Annotated in this window: 21 protein-coding genes and 2 pseudogenes; 18 read left to right on the forward strand and 5 right to left on the reverse strand. The window is 32.1% G+C overall.

Annotated elements, in window-relative coordinates:
• The first annotated feature begins 21 nt into the window (after positions 1-21).
• Both AD998_06560 and AD998_06565 read left to right on the forward strand, forming a co-directional pair.
• Positions 22-369: a hypothetical protein gene (locus tag AD998_06560; protein KOY85848.1), complete on the forward strand. Its 348-nt coding sequence runs from the start codon at positions 22-24 to the stop codon at positions 367-369.
• A gap of 100 nt (positions 370-469) precedes the next feature.
• Positions 470-1840 carry a DNA repair protein RadA gene (locus tag AD998_06565; GenBank protein ID KOY85849.1) on the forward strand — a complete coding sequence of 457 codons (1371 nt, stop codon included), beginning with the start codon at positions 470-472 and terminating at the stop codon, positions 1838-1840.
• On the opposite strand, the gene AD998_06570 is transcribed toward AD998_06565, so the two are convergent.
• From AD998_06570 to AD998_06580, 3 genes are read right to left on the reverse strand one after another with little or no spacing between them, the layout of a single operon-like run.
• On the reverse strand, positions 1837-2841 hold the full coding sequence (locus tag AD998_06570; protein ID KOY85850.1) for a hypothetical protein: 1005 nt from the start codon (positions 2839-2841) through the stop codon (positions 1837-1839). The two genes, AD998_06565 and AD998_06570, sit on opposite strands and share 4 nt — an antisense overlap.
• Entirely contained in the window at positions 2838-3620 is a 783-nt protein-coding gene (locus tag AD998_06575; protein ID KOY85851.1) for a hypothetical protein, read from the reverse strand. The genes AD998_06570 and AD998_06575 overlap by 4 nt, the downstream gene beginning before the upstream one ends.
• 38 nt (positions 3621-3658) lie before the next feature.
• Complete coding sequence (locus AD998_06580) at positions 3659-4267, reverse strand: hypothetical protein (GenBank protein KOY85852.1); 609 nt, start codon at positions 4265-4267, stop codon at positions 3659-3661.
• A 281-nt stretch (positions 4268-4548) separates the two neighbouring features.
• Between AD998_06580 and AD998_06585 the strand changes: the two genes are divergently transcribed.
• Positions 4549-5094 (forward strand): hypothetical protein, encoded by a 546-nt coding sequence (locus AD998_06585; GenBank protein KOY88092.1) that lies wholly within the window; start codon positions 4549-4551, stop codon positions 5092-5094.
• Between the two features lie 17 nt (positions 5095-5111).
• Complete coding sequence (locus tag AD998_06590; GenBank protein ID KOY85853.1) at positions 5112-6191, forward strand: acyltransferase; 1080 nt, start codon at positions 5112-5114, stop codon at positions 6189-6191.
• A gap of 217 nt (positions 6192-6408) precedes the next feature.
• Here the strand turns inward: AD998_06590 and AD998_06595 are convergent.
• Both AD998_06595 and AD998_06600 read right to left on the reverse strand, forming a co-directional pair.
• A pseudogene (locus AD998_06595) lies at positions 6409-6759 on the reverse strand (hypothetical protein).
• 190 nt (positions 6760-6949) lie between these two features.
• Positions 6950-9454 carry a DNA topoisomerase IV gene (locus tag AD998_06600; protein ID KOY85854.1) on the reverse strand — a complete coding sequence of 835 codons (2505 nt, stop codon included), beginning with the start codon at positions 9452-9454 and terminating at the stop codon, positions 6950-6952.
• Positions 9455-9756: 302 nt separating this feature from the next.
• Between AD998_06600 and AD998_06605 the strand changes: the two genes are divergently transcribed.
• The 14 genes and pseudogenes from AD998_06605 (at position 9757) to AD998_06670 (ending at position 20651) form a co-directional block, all read left to right on the forward strand.
• Positions 9757-11859, forward strand: coding sequence for a hypothetical protein (locus AD998_06605; protein ID KOY85855.1), 2103 nt, complete (start codon positions 9757-9759; stop codon positions 11857-11859).
• A pseudogene (locus AD998_06610) lies at positions 11856-12227 on the forward strand (hypothetical protein). Before AD998_06605 ends, AD998_06610 begins: the two are co-directional and overlap by 4 nt.
• 321 nt (positions 12228-12548) lie before the next feature.
• Positions 12549-13724: a hypothetical protein gene (locus AD998_06615; protein KOY85856.1), complete on the forward strand. Its 1176-nt coding sequence runs from the start codon at positions 12549-12551 to the stop codon at positions 13722-13724.
• Positions 13725-13743: 19 nt separating this feature from the next.
• On the forward strand, positions 13744-14229 hold the full coding sequence (locus tag AD998_06620) for a hypothetical protein (GenBank protein ID KOY85857.1): 486 nt from the start codon (positions 13744-13746) through the stop codon (positions 14227-14229).
• An 11-nt stretch (positions 14230-14240) separates the two neighbouring features.
• A complete protein-coding gene (locus tag AD998_06625) occupies positions 14241-14765 on the forward strand; it encodes a hypothetical protein (protein KOY85858.1) in 525 nt (174 codons plus the stop codon).
• A gap of 43 nt (positions 14766-14808) precedes the next feature.
• Positions 14809-15711, forward strand: a complete 903-nt coding sequence (locus tag AD998_06630; protein ID KOY85859.1) for a hypothetical protein — start codon at positions 14809-14811, stop codon at positions 15709-15711.
• A 39-nt stretch (positions 15712-15750) separates the two neighbouring features.
• Positions 15751-16815 carry a hypothetical protein gene (locus tag AD998_06635; GenBank protein ID KOY85860.1) on the forward strand — a complete coding sequence of 355 codons (1065 nt, stop codon included), beginning with the start codon at positions 15751-15753 and terminating at the stop codon, positions 16813-16815.
• 58 nt (positions 16816-16873) lie between these two features.
• Positions 16874-17152, forward strand: coding sequence for a hypothetical protein (locus AD998_06640; GenBank protein ID KOY85861.1), 279 nt, complete (start codon positions 16874-16876; stop codon positions 17150-17152).
• An 11-nt stretch (positions 17153-17163) separates the two neighbouring features.
• On the forward strand, positions 17164-17802 hold the full coding sequence (locus AD998_06645; protein ID KOY85862.1) for a hypothetical protein: 639 nt from the start codon (positions 17164-17166) through the stop codon (positions 17800-17802).
• A gap of 88 nt (positions 17803-17890) precedes the next feature.
• Positions 17891-18166 carry a hypothetical protein gene (locus AD998_06650; protein ID KOY85863.1) on the forward strand — a complete coding sequence of 92 codons (276 nt, stop codon included), beginning with the start codon at positions 17891-17893 and terminating at the stop codon, positions 18164-18166.
• Positions 18163-19278, forward strand: coding sequence for a hypothetical protein (locus tag AD998_06655; GenBank protein KOY85864.1), 1116 nt, complete (start codon positions 18163-18165; stop codon positions 19276-19278). Before AD998_06650 ends, AD998_06655 begins: the two co-directional genes overlap by 4 nt.
• 8 nt (positions 19279-19286) lie before the next feature.
• Positions 19287-20048 (forward strand): hypothetical protein, encoded by a 762-nt coding sequence (locus AD998_06660; GenBank protein KOY85865.1) that lies wholly within the window; start codon positions 19287-19289, stop codon positions 20046-20048.
• Positions 20049-20120: 72 nt separating this feature from the next.
• Positions 20121-20378 carry a hypothetical protein gene (locus tag AD998_06665; GenBank protein ID KOY85866.1) on the forward strand — a complete coding sequence of 86 codons (258 nt, stop codon included), beginning with the start codon at positions 20121-20123 and terminating at the stop codon, positions 20376-20378.
• A 6-nt stretch (positions 20379-20384) separates the two neighbouring features.
• The gene (locus tag AD998_06670; GenBank protein ID KOY85867.1) at positions 20385-20651 is read left to right on the forward strand and encodes a hypothetical protein; all 267 of its coding nucleotides are present in this window, start codon (positions 20385-20387) and stop codon (positions 20649-20651) included.
• Positions 20652-20654 lie beyond the last annotated feature (3 nt).

Genomic DNA, 20654 nt, shown 5'->3' on the forward strand with positions numbered 1-20654 from the left:
CAATCCTAAAATCTTACAATTATGCAAATCCATTATGCTTTGTTTTTGGCTCATCCTGCTTCCAATCCACCATTCAATATTGAATTGGGTTTGGATGGAGGTAAAACGCATATTTTAGAAAATTGTTTGCATATCCCTGATGGAGTAAGCAGGCTAGAAAGTTTCGTGAAAGAAAATCAGGCTATTTTGTTACCTCATTTTACACTTGTATATCCAATTTATATGGATGCGATGAACACAAGTGCCGAAAATACTATGTTACAAATTGCATGGCTCATTAAAGATGAAGCAGATGCAAAAAAATGGGGTTTTGATAGAGTAGGAGGACTGACAGGCAAAAAGCCCCAAGATTTTATAATTGATAGATAAAAAAATACTCCTCCATAAAATTACGTAGTAAATACTGACTTTTACTTTTAACTTTTGGAAAATTTTAGACCCTCCAAAAGTTTTTCAAATAAAAAATATCATGGCAAAAGCAAAAAGCACTTATTTCTGTCAGAGTTGTGGTTACCAATCACCAAAATGGCTTGGTAAATGCCCTTCTTGTAGTCAGTGGAATACATTTGTAGAAGAATTAGTTCAGAAAGAGGAACCTACCAAAGGCAGTTGGAAAGTATCTTCTTCTACCAAAATAACAGCCAAACCACGAAAAATTGATGAAATCAATTTTGAAGAACAGCCTCGTTTAGTTACTCCAGACAAAGAATTGAACAGAGTACTTGGTGGGGGCATTGTGGCAGGTTCGTTGGTGCTGATTGGTGGTGAGCCAGGAATTGGAAAATCTACACTGATGCTTCAAATTGCTTTGAGTTTGCATGGCTTAAAGGTATTATATGTATCTGGAGAGGAAAGCGAACAGCAAATCAAGATGAGGGCAGAGAGATTAGAACAAAAAGGTTCTGAGTGTTATCTGCTCACAGAAACCTCTACACAAAATATATTCAAACAGATAGAAAATTTAGAGCCTGACATTGTAGTCATTGACTCTATTCAGACACTTCATTCTTCGTTTATCGAATCTTCAGCAGGGAGTATCTCACAAGTACGAGAGTGTACAGCCGAACTCATGAAATTTGCTAAAGAAACAGGTACACCTGTATTCTTAATTGGGCATATTACTAAAGAAGGAACGCTTGCTGGACCAAAAGTGCTTGAACACATGGTAGATACTGTTCTGCAATTTGAAGGTGATAGGCATTTGGTTTACAGGATTTTACGTACTACAAAAAATCGCTTTGGCTCTACCTCCGAACTTGGGATTTATGAAATGGTAGGAACAGGGTTGAGAGAAGTTAGCAACCCTTCAGAAATACTGATTTCACAACGTGAGGAAAGTTTGAGTGGTGTGAGTATTGGGGCAACTTTAGAAGGGAATAGACCGTTACTCATTGAAGTACAGTCACTTGTAAGTCCATCAAACTATGGAACGCCCCAACGCAGTAGCACAGGTTTTGATGCCAAACGTTTGAATATGCTTTTGGCTGTTTTAGAAAAAAGGGGAGGTTTTAGACTGGGTACGCAAGATGTATTTTTGAATATTGCAGGAGGTTTGAGAGTCGAAGACCCTGCCATAGACTTGGCTGTATGTTGTTCTATTGCTTCCTCCCATGAGGATATTCCCACAAATCCTAAAATATGCTTTGCAGCCGAAATAGGGCTTGGAGGAGAAATAAGAGCCGTTACCAAAATAGAAAACAGAATTACTGAAGCTGAAAAACTGGGTTTTCAGACCATTTATATTTCAAAATATAATCTAAAAGGCTTGAATCTATCCAATTATAAAATACAAGTAAAGGCATTCAGCAAATTGGATGAAGTTTTTAGGGAGATATTTTAAAAACTTTTTCGTTTCAAAATAATCCAAATAACCAAAGGAGAGCCTATCAGTGCTGTAATGGTGTTGATAGGTAAAGCAAAATTGGGATAAATAATATTTGACAAAATATCGCAACCCAATAGTACAATAGCCCCCAAAAGAGCTGAAGAAGGTATAAGTATCCAATGATTTTGTGTTTTAAATACGCTTCTTGCAATATGAGGAACGGCAATTCCAATAAACCCAATGGGTCCACAAAAGGCAGTCGTAATACCAGCCAGCGAACCAACTACCATAATTAAAAGCCAGCGAAGTTTCTTGGTATTGACTCCCATACTTTTTGCATATTTTTCTCCAAGCAAAAGAATATTGAATTTCTGAGCATTGAAAAGAACAAGAATACTCATACCAAAAATGATTACAGTCATGATAATAATTTGACTATAATTGGTTGCTCCTAAACTGCCAAATGTCCACCACAAAAAATCTCGAATCTGTTCTGGGCTACTCATAAATTGCCACAAACCAATGAAAGAAACCACTAAGCTACTGAGCATTAAGCCTACAATAAGCAATATTACATTGTTCTGTACTCTTAAACCTATCAAAAGCATGAGAAACATTACACTCATAGCTCCTGCAATGGCTAAAAAGGCAATGAGCCAATAACCACCAATTCCTAAGTTTTGTAAACTTGCCCAACTTAAACCAGAACTAAGTGTGATGGAAGCCACCCCTAAACTTGCACCAGCAGAAATACCTAATTCTGAAGGACTTGCAAGTGGGTTTGCAAAAAAAGTCTGCATCAAAAGTCCTGAAACAGATAGAGCTATGCCTACTAAAATGGCTGTAAGGGCTTTGGGTAAGCGAAAAGCTAAAATAATCTGATTCCAAACTTCGTTTTCTTGCTTACCAACAAAGGTTTTAAGAATTTCTAAAGGACTGATGGAAACTGAACCAATCAGTAAATTACCAATAAAAAGGCAAAAAAGTAAGGCAATCAGCAAACCAAAATACTTCACTTGGCATTTATTTTTAGATATGTTGAAAATCCGACATTGAAAAAATGATAGGTAGAAAGGGGCTGATTCCAATCTCCTCCAAAAGAGGCATCTAATTGATAACGTTTTTTGATAATATAAATCATCCCAATATTAGCATTATGTGAACTAGAAACAGAAATACTTTTTTGAAAAGGTTCATATCCAAATGTTTCAAAATAAGTATAAAAACCATTGGTTATATTTGAACCGATGCCCAATGTATAGGCAAATTGTGTAATATTGGTCTGAATATTTAAGAATTCTAAACCCATATTGGAAAATGCATACCATTTAGAAGCAAAATTATACTGCATCAGAGCTTTTCCATAATGCCTCAAAGCAGTTTTTTCAAGAGATGTAGGAATAGGTATTTTACTTGTCCATAAAACACTTAAGGCAAATTTTTCTTGTTCAGGGTTATTAATTCTATATTTAAGCCCAACCGAGATTGGTGAAAAGTTTGAAATAGTAAGAGGTATTGAAAAAATAGTTTGGGATAAATGTGAATATTCATCGCCCAAACGAGCTTCTACACGTTTACTGATTCCATAACGAAGAAAAATACTTGGTATATAAAATGTTCCTAATCGAAATTTATTTTGAAAATAACCAGTTTCAGCTATTAAAAAGCCTTTAGGAGTTGTAAAAGCCGAATTGCTTACACTGGGTCTGTCAGTAGCTATTTCGTAGGTGGTAGAATCTTGGCTAAAACTCCAAAAAGGTAAAAAGAAAAGAAAGAATAAAAGTCGTTTGTTCATAAATGATTGTGGCGTTTTATACAAAACGCCACAATTTACTACAATTTTTTACCTAATTCAAAAACTCCTTTCTGAGGATTCCAAATCAGTTGAATCTGGGCATATCTAAACTCTTTTGCATATTGCTGGAGTTTTACTTTATCCAAATTATCTTCAGGAAAGATAGGTTGTGGGCGTAGACGAACGACTATTACATTACCATTACGAGGTAATACATAATCAATAGCGAACTTTTGTAAATATTCCTTGGGAGGAAGAGGTTTGGTTGAGCCCCAAAAAGTGTCGTAGCCTAATAACAATAAAATTTGAGGTAATTCAGTCCATTTGCCTTTTTGTTCATTGTAGAAGCGTGTTGAATACACACTTTCATATTCTCTTCCACCATTTTCATAATATCTATAACCATAAATTTTTGAGCCATCAGCTTTTGTAAAAGCAATAAAAGATTGCTCTGTGGTCATGTCAGAGATGTTTTCAATATTGATGAAGGCATCGTTATTGCTGGCATACAAACGATTATTGGGCAAATCCTTGAATTGTGTGCCTGGCTGTTTGTATGGAAATTGTTTGAACAAATCAGAAATGTTTTGAGCTGTACAAACCCAAACAGTTAAACAAAATATAGAGAGAAATACTAACCTCTTCATAACAATAAAATTTGAGAATTAAATTCTAATAGCTTATACGCAAAAAGAGATGGTAAGGTTCTCAAAAAATTTCAAGATTTTAGTAAAAAAATATTTTGTAATAGTTGTGATTTTTTTGATGGTTGTACGAATAATGGAGTAAAGTGAAATTTATTGACAAAATTATCAATAAATTTTTATTGATAAGCAATAAATTTTAATTATTTTTGTATCATTATCATGTTAAACCTTAAATTCTAAGAAAAATGAGATTCAAATTAAGCCCCCAAATCTTTAGAGTAATCCAAATAATTTTTTGTTTTACATTCGTATCAGCATGTCAAGGGAAACAGAAAGACAGCAAATTAGAAAAAACAGAAAACACTATTACGAAACCCAAAGTAGATTTGCATACAGCAGTTATTAAAAATGATATAGAATCTGTGAAGCAACACATTGCTTTTGGCTCAGACCTCAATGAAAAAGAGCCTTTTGGAGGTTCAAGTCCTTTGATAAGTGCTTGTGTTTTTGGGAGAACAGAAATTGCAAAATTACTTATCAATGCTAAAGCAGACTTGAATTTACAGAATAATGATGGTTCAACAGCACTCATTGCTGCTGCTTTCTTTTGTCGCCCTGAAATTGTAAAAATGTTATTGGATAAGAATGCAAATAAAAATATCAAGAATAAATATGGACAAACTGCCTATGATTCTGTAAAAGCTCCTTTTAGTGAAGTAAAACAATTTTACGATATGATAGGTAAAAGTTTAGAACCTATGGGTTTAAAACTAGACTATGTTTATATCGAAAAAACCAGACCTCAAATTGCACAAACCTTAAAATAACATAAAAAATATAATTTATGTCTCAAATACACCAAAGAAGACACGATATAGATTGGCTTAGGGTAATTGCCATAGGATTGCTTTTAGTATATCATACATCTATTGTATTTCAGCCTTGGGGAACAATGGTGGGTTTTATGACCAACATTCCATCGTGGGAAACCTTGTGGGTTCCTATGGCAATGCTCAATGTATGGAGGATACCTCTTTTATTTTTTGTGTCAGGAATGGGTGTTTATTTTTCAATACAAAACCGAGATTTCAAACAACTACTTACAGAAAGAACCATTCGAATTTTGATACCTTTTGTATTTGGAGTGTTAGTTATCGCACCCATATACATATTCCTTTTACAATACTATTATAAAAGAGAGCAAGAATATGTTCCTAATCCTGCCCATTTGTGGTTTTTAGGGAATATTTTTGTGTATGTAATCATATTATCTCCTTTATTCTTTTACTTAAAAAATAATGAAAGAGCAATCCAATTTGTAAAAAAAGCATTTGTACACCCATTGGGACTATTGAGTGTGTTTATCTTTTTTATTATAGAAGTTTTAATGGTAAAACCTGCTATCTATGAGCTATACGTAATGACATGGCATGGTTTTTTCTTGGGGCTGATAGCTTTTTTATTTGGTTTTTGTTTTGCCATGTGTGGAACTTCTTTTTGGGATACACTTGTGAAATGGAAATGGGTATGGATAATTTTGGCAACAGCTTTGTACATTTATAGGATTTTTCAACCTTTTATGAAAGTGTCAGATGTACAGTTGGTTATAGAGTCAAATTTATGGATTTATACTGTTTTAGCTTTTAGTTATCAGTATCTAAACAAACCAAGTAAAAAATTGATTTATTTAAGTGAAGCTGTTTATCCCATGTATATCACTCACATGATTTTTCTTGGAGTAGGTTGTTTGCTGATACTGCCACTAAATATGGTAGTTTATTTAAAATTCTTCTTTATTTTATTTTTTACAGTAGCAGGCAGCTTTATAAGTTATGAATTTTTGATAAAAAGATTGATTGTACTTCGTTTCTTATTTGGTTTAAGCATCAAAAAAGAAATGAGAAAAGAGAAAGTTGTACAATAAAAGAAGAAGGAGATTATGGTAAACAATCTCCTTCTAATAATTGCATTTGAGCGTTAAAAAGTCCAACCCACTTACCTCCAGAAACATTACAATCGGCATCTGCTCCGATATTGGGTGTGAGTCTTCCATCGCCTTTGTCGTAAGCTTTGGTTGCTCTAAATTGTATATTGCCATTGGCTAAAATACTAATAGGGTTGGGGTTATTATCTTCAGGACGTAAAGTATTGGTTTTTCCATCATTGAGTTTGCAACCAATAAAAGTGGCAGCCTCTACATTACCATTTTGGGCATTGAGGCGAGCTAAAAAAGTGATTTTAGGTCCACCACCAGAGCCATAGCTATTTTGAAAACTACTTTGTGTAGCTGTAAGCTCTGTGTTGCCACCTGTACAACTAAAAGCAACCACCAAAGTATTGCCCTCAATGGCTAAGGCTTCTCCACGAGAATCGTCAGGAGATTTATCATAATATTTAGCCCAAATAGTTTTACCATTTGTTTCTTTAATTACATACGCATCTTGGTTGTTACTACTTACTTGGGCATACCCTGTGGTGTAAGTGTCGTTGCCTACTGTAACAATTTTTTCTGATGCTGTATTTCTTTTAATACTTTCAACAGTAAATTGAGGCTCACTACTATCTTTTTTGCAAGCAAAAAGAGTAGCAAGAGAAAATCCGATGATAAATACTTTATACATACAATAAAGGTTTCAGAGCTAATACGATTTAATGAGTATTTTTGTTTAAAAAATTATCAAATTACACAAACAAACTCATTTGTGCTTGAGCATCTTCTTTTTCTTTTGCAGGTTCAAAGTTTACAAGTTCCACCTCTTTAAAACTTTGAATAGGCATTTTATTACCAATTGCTTTCCAGCCTTTTAACTCTGCCAAAATATCTAAATCATAAACAAACTCACTTAAAAGTTTTTCATTGGGTTTTTGGTAAGTAACTTTTACCTGAGGTTGTTCATTTGTAGTTACTAAGAGCATTTTAGACTTTTTGTCTTCATTGATAAAAGGAAACATCTTATCTTGGGTACTTGTTTCTATTTTAAATCTCTTAGCAAAATACTGTTGGTGCTCACCACTGTAATAAATGGCTGAAATCGTTTTTTGAGGGTTAAACTTCTCTATCAGAGCTATTTGTATAGGCTCAAAACGGCGAATATCATAATTTTTAATTTCGTACTGACCATCTTTGTAAATCAATAAAATCTTATCATCACCCTCAAAATGCCCTAAAGCAAGTCCTCTGTTTTGAGTATTGAGTTCACCTGTTACAGAATCGTAAGAGATTTTGAGTTTACCAAGTGTAGATACTCCATCAGAAATTTTTTCTACTTTTTTGATGGGATATTTTGTCAGAATATTTCCCATACTCGACCTGCCTTTGATATCAAGTTCAGCAAAATCGTAATCTAAAACTTTGTTTTTAGCACTGCAATTGGCTGAAAGTGTGATTCTTAGTTTTTCAGCTTCACCATTTGGATTTGCTGTAAAATATAAAACTTTCGATTTGGGTTCACCTTTGGTTAAATCGTATTCTTTATCTCTTGTAATACCTCCAATTGGAAAACGTTTGACATAATTTGTTCCTGCCAAACCGTCTCGATAAACCAAATTGTAAGTCATACGATTGTCATTTTTATCAAAAACCCCCACATGCAAAATTTCTTTGCCTACAAAAGTCTTTTCAGAAATTTTGGTAACCAAAAACTTTCCATCAGCCCTGAAAACGATAATATCGTCAATATCAGAGCAATCACAAACAAATTCGTCTTTTTTCAAGCCATAACCAATAAAACCATCAGCTTTATTGACATAAAGTTTTGTATTGTTTGCTACTACTTGTGTTGCTTGGATAGCCGAGAAAGTTGAAATAACAGTTTTACGTTCTCTACCTTTTCCATATTTCTTGAGTAAATTCTTGAAATAAGCAATGGCATAATTGGTAAGATTATTCAGATTGTTTTCAGTTTCATCCAAATCCGTTCTGAAAGCAATCATTTGTTCATCTGCTTTTTTCGCATCAAATTTAGAAATACGTTTGATTTTAATTTCTGTGAGGCGTACAAGATCATCTTCAGTCAATTCTCTATAAAATTGAGATTTGTAAGGCTCTAAACCTGAGCTAATGGTCTGTAAGACAGCTTCCCAAGTTTCGGATTCTTCAATTCTTCTATAAATCTTATTTTCAATAAAAATCTTTTCTAAGGAAGCATATAGAATTTTTTCTAATAAATCAGCTTTCTGTATTTCAAGTTCTTGGCGTAATAAATCTTTGGTATGCTCTGTGGAAACCTTTAAAATTTCATCAACAGTTGTAAATATGGGCTTATTATTGACAATTACACAAGCATTGGGTGAGATGGAAACCTCACAATCTGTAAAAGCATACAAAGCATCAATGGTTACTTCTGGAGATATACCATTTTGCAGATTGACTAAAATCTCAACATCTTTGGCTGTATTATCTACAATATTTTTAATCTTGATTTTTCCTTGTTCTACAGCTTTCAGAACCGAATCTATAAGTGCTGTAGTAGTGGTAGAAAAAGGGATTTCTCTGATAGCAAGAGTTTTATTATCTAATTTTTCTATTTTAGCTCTTACTTTCACTTTTCCACCTCGTAAGCCCGCACGATAATCACTGATATCCATAATGCCACCCATTGCAAAATCAGGGAAGATTTGAGGTGTTTTACCTTTTAAGATATCAATGGAAGCTTCTATCAACTCACAAAAATTATGAGGTAAAATTTTAGTAGAAAGTCCTACTGCAATACCCTCTACACCTTGTGCAATCAATAAAGGGAACTTCATTGGTAAAGCTATAGGTTCTTTCTTTCTTCCATCATAAGAAAGTTGCCACTCTGTAGTATTGGGATTGAAGGCTACTTCAAGAGCAAATTTGGTCAGGCGAGCCTCAATATAACGAGATGCAGCAGCACTATCACCTGTACGTACATCACCCCAATTCCCTTGAGTATCAATGAGTAAATCCTTTTGTCCTAAGCCTACCATTGCTTCAGTAATAGCAGCATCTCCATGTGGATGATACTGCATGGCTTGCCCAATAATATTGGCTACTTTGTTGTATCTTCCATCATCTATCTGTTTCATAGAGTGCAAGATACGTCTTTGTACAGGTTTCAAACCATCATCTATGGCTGGAATAGCTCTTTCCAAAATAACATAAGATGCATAATCCAAAAACCAGTTTTCAAAAAGTCCATTTACAGGTATAAGCTCTTTACTCATAATATATATAATGTATTAAATTTCAGGGAATTAATTATGTTTCATAGCTCTGATGAGAGAGCTTAGAGAGTGCAAAGATATAAAAAACAGTCCGTAAAAATGAGGTGGTAGGGAAAAGAAAATATTTTCTTAACAACATGAAGGCTTCGAATAAATTACTAAAAGATTTACTTATATTTGATAATCAGTGTTTTGTTTGAGATTGTTGGATTATGATATGTTTATATGTTATGTGTGTAAGGCAACATTATTTTTATAATTACAACATTTTCTGATAAAAAGTATTTTAAATAATTTTCAAAATGAATCAAAAGTGCTTATTAATTTACCTTTTCGTTTGTTGCATTACCTTTGTTAATGCTCAAAATACCAAATTAGATTCACTTTTAGATGTTTTAAAAACATCTAAAGAAGACACCAATCAAGTGAAGGTGCTTTATCGTATTTCAGATATTTTTAGAGGCAAATCTCAAAACGAAAGAGCTCTTGAATACACCAAAAAATCATTAGAGCTTTCTAAAAAGCTTCGTTTTGAAAAATTTGAGGCTAATAATTATGGGATTTTGGGTATTATTTATACAAATTTAGGGAATTATCAAGAAGCATTAACATACCACAAAAAAAGTCTGTTCATCAAAGCAAAAATCACAGACAAACAAGGTGTTGGTAATTCTTACAATAACATAGGTGATGTGTATTATCAATTGGGAAATTATGCAGAAGCACTAGTTTATCATTTTAAAGCCTTAAAAATAAGGGAAGAATTAGGTAATAAAATAAGCATTGCTAACTCATATAATAATATTGGTAGCACTTATAATCTCCAAAAAAACTATGAAGAAAGCCTAAAATATCATTTTTTGAGTTTAAAAATAATGGAAGAACTCAAAGAAAAAGCAAGTATTGCAAGGTCTTATAACAATATTGCCATCAATTATAATGCACTCAAAAAACACCAAGAAGCACTTATTTATCAACAAAAAGCCATTTTATTGCAAGAAGAAACAAATAATAAAAAAGGACGTGGTATTACATTAGGCAACATAGGAAGTACTTATCATTATTTAGAAAACTATGAAAAAGCGAATGAATATTATGAGAAAAGCTTAAAACTACGTGAAGAAATCAAAGATAAATATGGCATAGCAGTAATGTGGCGTAATATTGCAAATGTTTGTATAAAACAAAAAAAATACAAAGAAGCAAAAGCGTATTTGGATAAAAGTATGGTTTTTAGCAAAGAGATGAATAGTTTAGAAGACTTTAAACATACCTATTTTATATATTCTACACTTTATAAAGAAGAAAGTAATTATGAAGCATCTTTGGATAATTATAAAAAGTATATTGTGTATAGAGATAGTATTTTTAATGTAGAAAACGACAAAAAAAGTATGAAGGCACAAATTCAATATGAATTTGAAAAGCAACAAGCCATCACAGAGGCTCAATACGAAAAACAACAAGCTATCAAACAAGCAGAATTTGAAAAACAAAATATATTAAATCACTCAAAATTAGAGCAACAGCAATATATTTTAGAAAAGCAACAACAATCATATTTGATTTTGGAACAGGCAGATAAATTGAAATCTTTAAATCTTACAAAATCCAACTTAGAGCTTAAACAAAGTCAGACCGAAAAAGAAAAAATGCAATTATCTGCTAAAAAAGATGCTGAACAAAGCAGACTTATCATTATTTTTGTAAGTAGTATAGCCTTTTTGATGTTTCTTATTCTATTTGTGATTATACAAAGTTTAATTACAAACAAAAAGAAGAATGCAATCATTGCCCAAAATCTTATTGAAAAAGAAACATTATTAAAAGAAATACACCACAGAGTTAAAAATAACTTACAAATTATTTCCAGCTTATTAAATTTACAAAGTCGTTATATTGATGATTCCAAAGCTATTGAAGCTATCAATGAAAGTAAAGAAAGAATAAATGCTATATCTTTATTGCATAAAGAAATTTATCAAACTGAAGCATTGAGTATTGTAAATGCAAATACTTACTTTACTAATCTTTCTAAAAACCTTCAAAATACATTTGATTCTGATAATTCTCGTCAACTTATTTTAAAAATTGAAGAACTATATTTAGATATTGATGTTCTAATTCCACTTGGTTTGATAGCCAATGAATTGGTAACAAACGCTTTTAAATATGGTATAAATCATAACAATAGTATCATCGAATTTATGCTTGAAACAATAGATAATCAAGTTTCTCTAACCATAAAAGATAATGGACAGGGATTTCCCAATAATTTTGAACCATCAAAACAAAATTCTCTTGGAGTAAAACTAATATCATTGTTTGCAAAAAAACTAAATGCAAGTGTTGAATACTTTAATAATAGTGGTGCTTGTGTACAATTGAAGTTTATAAAAATATGAAAATAATAAAAATATTAATTGTAGAAGATGAACCCTTAATTGCAGAAGATATATCGTATTATCTTTCATTAGCAGAATACACTGATACATCAGTAGCTCATACTTATTTAGAGGCTGTTGATTCCTTAAATAATCATGATTTTGATTTTGTTTTCTTAGATTATAATTTAGGAACTTCAAAAACTGGGGTAGATTTAGCAAGAGAAATCAATCTTAATTTTCATCTACCTTTTGCATTTATTACTTCTTATGCTGATAAAGATTCTATTCAGCAGATTAAAGTTTTGCATCCTGTGGGCTATATTGTAAAACCTTTTAATGGAAAAGATATTGTGGCTGTTTTAGAGCTTGGTTTGGAGCTTTTTTATACATACATGGACAATCAAACTTCCTTTGATTTTAAAAAACTAAGTAAATTTTCTCATACTGAACTTACCTCTCAAGAAAAGAATATTATACTAAAACTTATAGAAGGAAAAAGAAATCAAAATATTGCAGATGAACTCTTTGTATCTGTTAATACTATAAAAACCCACCTGAAAAATATCTTTTTAAAATTAGAAGTAGGTTCACGTATGGAGGCTATGACCCTCTTTAGTAGATGTAAAATTTAAAATCACTCTAAAGGGTGATAAAGATGCTGTATAGAGTGTTTAGTTTTGTATTAAAACGAAAACCTCATAAATATTATGAAAAGAAGTATTTATTTCAGCATTTTCCTTGTCTTAATAACATCGAAAATATACGCACAAGATTGGCAAACCTACGACTTTTCGGCGGATGGAGTTGGAGCTAAAGTGAATTTTCCTGCTCCACCCACCAAAACTGTGGCTCAAAACGGAAATGTAACCAATTATACTTATAGAAGTACTGTAGGTACAGATGTTTATATGCTTGTGGCAAGTACTTCTACGGGAGTTTTTCCGAAAGGAAATGCAAAACAATCTTTTGAAAATTCTTCTAAAAATCTGAAAAAAATACAAAAACAAGAAGCCTTTTCTTATCAGAAGTATGAGGCTTACAAAGCTCAAGCAGAAATGAACAATGGTAATTTTATGAACGCTCAGTATGTAGCTCATTCAAAGATAAATATCCAAATGTTGATTATTTCAAAGACAAATACTTTTGCCAATAGTGATAAGTTTTTTGGTAGTTTATTGATTACAGCTTTACCTGCTGATGAAACAGGTGTAAAAGCCTCTTATGCAGTGGGTGATAGAGTAGAAGTTTTCTATAAAGACCCAGTACGTGGCGACTCTTGGCTTCCTGCTATTATTCTTAAAGTACAAACGGACGGAAAATATTTTGTGAATTATGATGCTTATGCAGAAACGTATGATGAAGCTGTAGAAGCCAAAAATGTACGCCCTATGAATCTAAATATCCAAGGGAAAGTTCAATATGTTCCAGCTAAAAGAGGACAAGTATTATCTGTAAATGGTAATCTTTCAAAAGGTAGTATTATGGAAGACTTGGAGTGGGCAGAAAGTAGTGCCAATGCGTGTTGGGTGGGTATCAGAAATGTAGAATTTCAAGGTAATCATGTTTTTTATTGGTTTGATTTGCCCAAAAAGTCAACTGTAAAAATCACAGTTGTGCCCAAAGGAAACAAGCCAAGAGTAAATGTATATGGTTTTATAAGTTTTGATTTCAAATTTATTCCTCCCGATTTACCTCGCTGTATCAGTTGTGAAGCAGGTTTTCAGCAATGGGTTGCTAACAATCCTCCAGATTTTACCAAAAGTGCAGGAGAACAGAGCATTGAATTTAATGCAATTAGCTCAAGAATGAAAGTTTTTGTAGGTGTGGCAGGTGCAAAAGGCTTCACATCAGGAGATTACGAATTAAAAATTGAAATAAAATAATGTCTAAAGCTCTAAAAATATGAAAAATAAAATATTGATTATCAGTGTATTGTTTTTGTTTGTGGCAACGATGAATGTGTTTTCTCAAACATGGCAGAGTTACAATTTTTCGACAGATGGATTGCCTTTGTCAATCAGTTTCCCCAAACAACCCACCAAGAAAATAACAGAGAAAACAACAAAAAACTACAATTACACAAGTGTTCAAGATGGTGTTATTTATGTAGCACAAGCAACACAAGCTAAGAAAAATCTACCTTTTAGTGTAGTAGAAAAATCTCTAACAAAAATTACAACTAAGGCAAAAGAAGTTCAGAGTCAAGGAGATTATACCCTTAATGGTTACAAAGGCAAACAAGCTCGTTATCAAACACCTAAAGGAGTTTATACAGAACTTCGTTTGGTAGTGGTGGATAATGTAGTGTATCAGTTAATGGTGCTTTCTGAAACAGCATATCCACAAAATGCAGAAGAATTTTTCAAAACAGCAAATTTTGGAAAATAAATTATAACGATATGAACAAACTAAAAATTGAGGGTTTTCTTTCTGTAAAAGAAAGCCCTCAACAAATAATCCTTAGACGTAAGTACAGGGGTTTTTTGTGGTACGTCATTCCAATGCTTTTGGGAGGTTTTTTATGTGGAGTCCTTTTTGTATCTGAATATTTTTTCTATGCATCTATTGCATTCCTTGTTTTCTATATAGGTCTGCGTGGTGTTTTCAATGTGATTACTATCACCATCAATCAAGAGTTTTTTCATGCCAAGCATGGTATTTTTCCAATGATTTGGAGTGATGATAAGTTTGCTATGAAAGATTTTGATAGCGTTTTTCTTGAAAAAACATATTCAAAAACAGGTAATCGTAAATACAGCCAACAAAAAGGTTTTTTCGATGAAAAAACACAGGATGGTTATGATTTTATGGTGTATTTAAAAGATGGAAGCCGAAAAAATATACTTTCTTTTGGTGTAGGAGCAGTTGGGGCTGATTTTTTAAAACAGAAAACAGAGGAATTTGCTTCAAAAACACAACTTTAAAACGAAAATCATGAAAAAATATTTTATTATAATATGCTTGCTGATGATTTTGGGAAGCAAATGTGTTGCTCAAGATACTTGCAAAGTAGGTATCTTTATAACAGATATTTATGATTTGAACTTAGCTGAAAAATCGTTCAACGCCAAATTTTGGCTTTGGGGTTTGTACCAAAAAGATAGTCTCAAAATTCTTGAAAATTTAGAACTCATCGAAGCCAAAGAACACGAATATCTTTTGCCTACGATTGAAAAGCGTGAAAAGTTGAACTATGCAGCCCAAAAAGCAAAAGCTACACTTAAAAAAGATTGGAATATTACTGATTTCCCTTTTGACGAACAAAAGCTAAATATTATTATAGAAAGTGGAGACGCAGAAACTAACGAACTCATTTTTATCCCTGATATAAAAAATAGTAGTTACGACAGCTCCAATATCAAGATTGAAGGCTGGAAAATAGATGAATTTAAGGTAATAACAAAAACAAGAACTTACAATAGCAATTATGGTGACCCTGAGATCAAAGGTAAAGCCTCATATAGCAATTTTATAACTTCTATTACACTCAAAAGGGATAGTGGAGGGCTATTTTTTAAATTGTTTACAGGTTTGTATGTGGCATTTGTTATTTCTCTTTTGCCTTATTTTATGGGTCCTGAGAATGCAGAAAGATTTGGGTTGCTGGTAGGTTCGTTATTTGCCGCAGTAGCAAATAAATATGTGGTGGATTCTATTTTGCCCGAAACGAATAATTATACTTTGGTAGATAAAATTCATGTGATTACATTCATTTATATCTTAATTAGTCTTATTATGACTGTCATAGCTTATAGACTTTTTGCTTCTGAGAGAAACCCATTGGCAAAGAAAGTAGATAAATGGGCTTTTGTGGTTACAATTATATCTTTTATTCTGATAAACTTTTATTTAATTTGGCAGGCAATGTAATTGTATCAAAAAGTAATTATTTTTGAAGAATAGGCAATATTGGCTGATATGGAAAATAAAAAACACACTCAAGAGGAACTCAATGAAATTCTCAAATTGGCTTTTGAGCGAGAAAACAATATTCAATTGGAAAATGATTTGAAAGAGTCAGCCAAGGAATTGGGTATCAGTGAAGAAGAATTTAAGACTGCACAAGAGCTTTACTACATTGATAAAAAAATTGCTGAACGTGAAGTTTTCAAAAAACAAGAAAAACGCAAAAAACTCATTATTTGGGCAAGTATTTTAGCAGTTTTATCAATCGTTATCATTTACTTTTCCCTTCCTCGTGGGGCATATCAAGGTAAATTTGAAGTATATCTGACTACCAACGAGAAAAACTTTTTGTATTATGGTGGTACAGAAAATATACAAGAATTTTATGCTTTAGAAAACAAAAGTTTGACTTGTCAATTACAGCTTTTAGAGCCTCAATATAGGACTTATAAAATTGATTATAAGTTGTTTACACCAAAAGGTAAATTGCATGAAGAAAGAAATAATGTTGCTTATCGCTATGATAAGAAGGATTTGAATTTTGCTATCAGCAGTTTTGGATTCTATGGCTTTGAAATTAAATCTGAAAATTTAGGTGACTGGAGAGTAGAAGTTTGGGTTGATAAAAAGCTATTGCATACGCAAAAAATTTCTTTCAAACTGGCTAATCCTCATCTAAGTATAGGATTGTTACCTCTTTTGGAATGGGATAAAAAAAATCCTCCCATTATTAAAAATCAATTTAGCCTAAGTCAAGATTTTACTAACAAAAGTTATAGACTCACTGCTAAAGCTGAGTTTTTACTGCGTCAAACAGGGATATTTACTTTGGAATGTACCAACCCTGAAGGTAAAATAATTGCATCTAAAGAACACAGACTTCATGAAAGAAGTGGCTATCGAGCAGAATACAACAATAATTTTATCATTGACATAGATTTACATTCTCTTTTGGAAAAAAATACAACCTTGGGTAAGTATAAATTGAGTGTCTATGGTCAAGATTTTGGAAAAGCTGAAGACCAACGTATCAAAATAGAAGAATATGCTTTTGAAATTACAAAATAGAAATCTTGAAAGTCTAAACAAAAATTTAGATATTGATTATCTAACTGAAAAAATATAAATGCTCACACTTGCTGAAATTGAAGATTTTATTCAAAGAATGAAAATTGGCGAAACACTTAGAATAAGTGGAGAATATGACCCTGACCCTTATGGTGGAGGTGCAAATTGGAATTATGAAATACAATATAATTCTGAAACGCAAGAGTTTATTCTAAAAACAAACTTTTATGCCTCCCAATACAATACTGAACCTGAAGTTTCTTATGAATATTTAGATGAAGAGCAAACTATAAAGTATCTTCTGAATCAAATTAAGCATAAAATATCTTGTTGGTAAAATAAAAAAATATGAAAACTTACCTTTTAGGTCTTTGGTGTCTAATAACTACTTTTCTGTTCCAATATGCTGCTTCGTGGGGGCTTATTTTGATAAGCTATTTTAGTGGTTGGATATATCCAATGGGTGGATTTATTGTATGGATAGCAATGTTTGGATTGTTATATATGTATTTGGCAAAATGGCTCATAGAATCTAAGCTAACCCCTTACCCTAAATATATATCAGAAATAGAAATTAAAAAAATGCCCATATCAGAGTACAAAGCATACACGCAATTAAGGTCTAAGTATAATACCGAAAGCTTACAATATTCGCGTGAAACAAGCACCACAATGAAAATAGGCGTAGTTTTATTGTTGTTAGGAAGTTTTCTTCTGAATTTACATCTGAAAGATGAAAGCGAAAAATACGAATTTCAGCACTTTGGTAGGCAAGTAAAAGGTATTGTTATCAAAAAATATAGAACAATAACAGGGAAAGGGGCTAAAATTCCTTATCTTTCTTGTAGTTTTTTGGAAAATCATGTTATTAAAAAAATAGATATGTTGATTGAAAATGATACCATCTATGCTAGAAAAAAAGTAGGCGATACACTTGAATTTATCTACTCCACTCGTAATCATTATTTTTTTAAAATAATCAAATGAAAGAACAACTTATCCAAGAAATTTTAGAGTGTTTGCAAAAAAATGGACAACCTAAAAAATACTTTCAAAGATAAAAAAAACTAAAATAATGCGATACCTCATTGTTGTGTTTTGCTTTGTTTTTGCCTTGACTGTGCAATATTTTTTATCAATTTTATTGATAAAACTTGGTTATTTCCATAATCACCTACACACATTTGGTGGTTTTTTACTGATTATGATGATTTATGCGAAATTAGTCAATTTTGTATTAGATTCTTTGAAGGTAAAATTGAATTACCAAGAAGCTATAATATTCAAATACAGTATATTAGTTTTGTTGATAGCTTCTTTTTTCCTCAACTATAAAATGATGCTCCCATGATTTTAGAAGCAGCTATCAAAGAATTAGGCAATGATTTATACGAGATTAGTGTTCCTTTTGCTCCTGATACCTTGTTTCAGATGATAGAATATTTGCCTGTAGGTGAAGTTGTAGGGAGCAAAGAGGAGATAGTAAGTTTTGTAACAGAATCTCAAATGTTGGGGATTTCTGTAGATTTTACTTGTAAAATAGTAGAAATTAATCAGCTTTTTATAGATAGTTTGCGAGCAACATGGGGTTTTTCTTCGCCAACAGATTGGATTTGCAGAGTTCAAAAAGTAGGTTATGAAGAAAATCAATTTTCTTATTTTGGCGAACACAAACAATATGACGAATTACCACCAACCATTTTCCCAAATACTTGGCTCAAATACATCAAACCATATTCATCTGAATTAGGTTTTTTTGATAAATATTTGCCTTTGGAGTATTACATAAGAAATTTTAAAGTTTTAGGTGAAAATATCAAAAGAAAGGAAAGGATTTGCAGTTTTGAATACTGCCCCAATTATACTGGTTTGGGTGAAGAAAAATGGGGTTTTATAGAAAAAAATAAGAAAACTGCTTATCTGTATGCTCCTTACGATCTTGAAAAGATAAGTTTTAATGAAAAATTATTATTAGAAGCTCAATACAATCCACAGCCTAACAGTTGGATCTTGATGAATATCAAAAAGGATTTTATTTTAAAAGTAGAAAGAAAAGTAAATTATTATAGAGATTATTTTTGTTGGTATAAACCAGAAGGAGATTTGATACGCATAGGTTTAGATACAAAAGGTGATGAATATATACAAATTCATCAACCTATTTATCCTATACGTTGTGCGGAAGTCGGCAAGATTTTTAAGGTTAAAGATATTGCTACGAGTGAATATATTTTTGAAATTGATTTAAATGGACCTATGGGAAGATGGTTTACTGCAGAATTTGATATGGAAATAGTAGAAATAAACCCAATAATTTGGAATGATTTACAACTTAATAACGCTTGTGAAATTTTGATAAAAGATTCTTATAATAAAGGTTGGATAATGTTAGTAAAACCACTCAACCCCGAAAAAACAAAGAAAATGTTTGCAGAATGGTATGAAATGGGACGATTTGATTAAGTATAAATATGGAATATTATCATAACCAAACCAATATCAGAGAATTAGGCAATGATTTGTATGAAATTAGTTGCTGTCCTGTCCATTGTTTTATGTTTGGGATTGATGAACACTTGCCTGTTGGCAGAGTGGTGGGTGTAGGAGAGCCTATGGCACATTGGAGTACAGAAAACCAACTTTTAAACCTTGAGACAGATTTTACTTGTAAAATAGTAGAAATCAATCAGCCTCTTATAGATTATTTTCGAGAAACTAATGATGGACATTTGAAGGATTTGACAACTAATGGATTTTCACCAACAGATTGGGTTTATGTGGTGCAAAAGATGGATGAGAATGAAAATACAAATCCATATTTTCGTCCTCATAAAAGTTACTCTTACAATATTAAGATTTTACCTTGTTGGAGTAAGCCTATAGATATTTATACGCTTGAATTAGGTTATTTTAATTATTTTTTACCTTTGGAATATTACATACGCAATATTGTGATTTTAAATGAAAACTGTAAGGAAGGTGAAAAAATATGCAGTTTTGAATACTATCCTATTGGTTATCAAAATATAAAAAAATCAGAAAGGTGGGAATATGCCAATAAATACAAGAAAATAGAATACTTGTATGCACCCTGCGACTTAGAAAAAGTGATAGACTATAACCCTATTTTTAACCCTATGTTGCATGAACAACCAATCCACAACGGTTGGATTTTGATAAATATCAAAGATGATTATATTTTGAAAGTAAAAAAGGAAAGGTCTGTAGAATAGTAATAGTACGAGAAAAGGTAATTTGAGTAAAAAGGCCCCTAACCCAAAAAAATTACGTTTATTTCAAAGAATATGACAGAAGAAAGTATAAAATACACTTTGGAGTACCTCAAAAAGAACCCACAGGAAAAGAGTTGGGGCATTTTTGGTGGCTCTGCTGATGTGTGGGGAGGTAGCCTTTCTTGGGGCTATACTGTTCAATACAATCCTAAAACAGGTTTTTATGATTGGGACGACACAGAAACGGCAGAAGGTTGTAGTTATAGTGTTGCCTCTTTTCAACTTACAGAAGCAGAGTTAATGGAAAAATTGAAGGCAATAAAGGAATAAAAAAACATGACAGAAGAACAGATACAACAGATTTTGGAACAACTCCATCATAGCGAAGACCATACACATTGGGATTTTGATGTGGCTTATGGTAGTTCGTGGAGTGGTTATACACGAAATGGTTATGAAGTTATATATTATCCACAAACTAATTCATACACTTGGGAAGATGTTTCTGACTTAGATTATGCTGATAAAAAGTATTTTGGTGCTTTTGAGATTTCTAAGGCGGATTTGATAAAAAAATTAAGAGAAACTAATTATACTGTTTAAACT

The organism is bacterium 336/3 (assembly GCA_001281695.1).
In the GTDB taxonomy this organism is placed as follows: Bacteria; Bacteroidota; Bacteroidia; order Cytophagales; family Thermonemataceae; genus Raineya.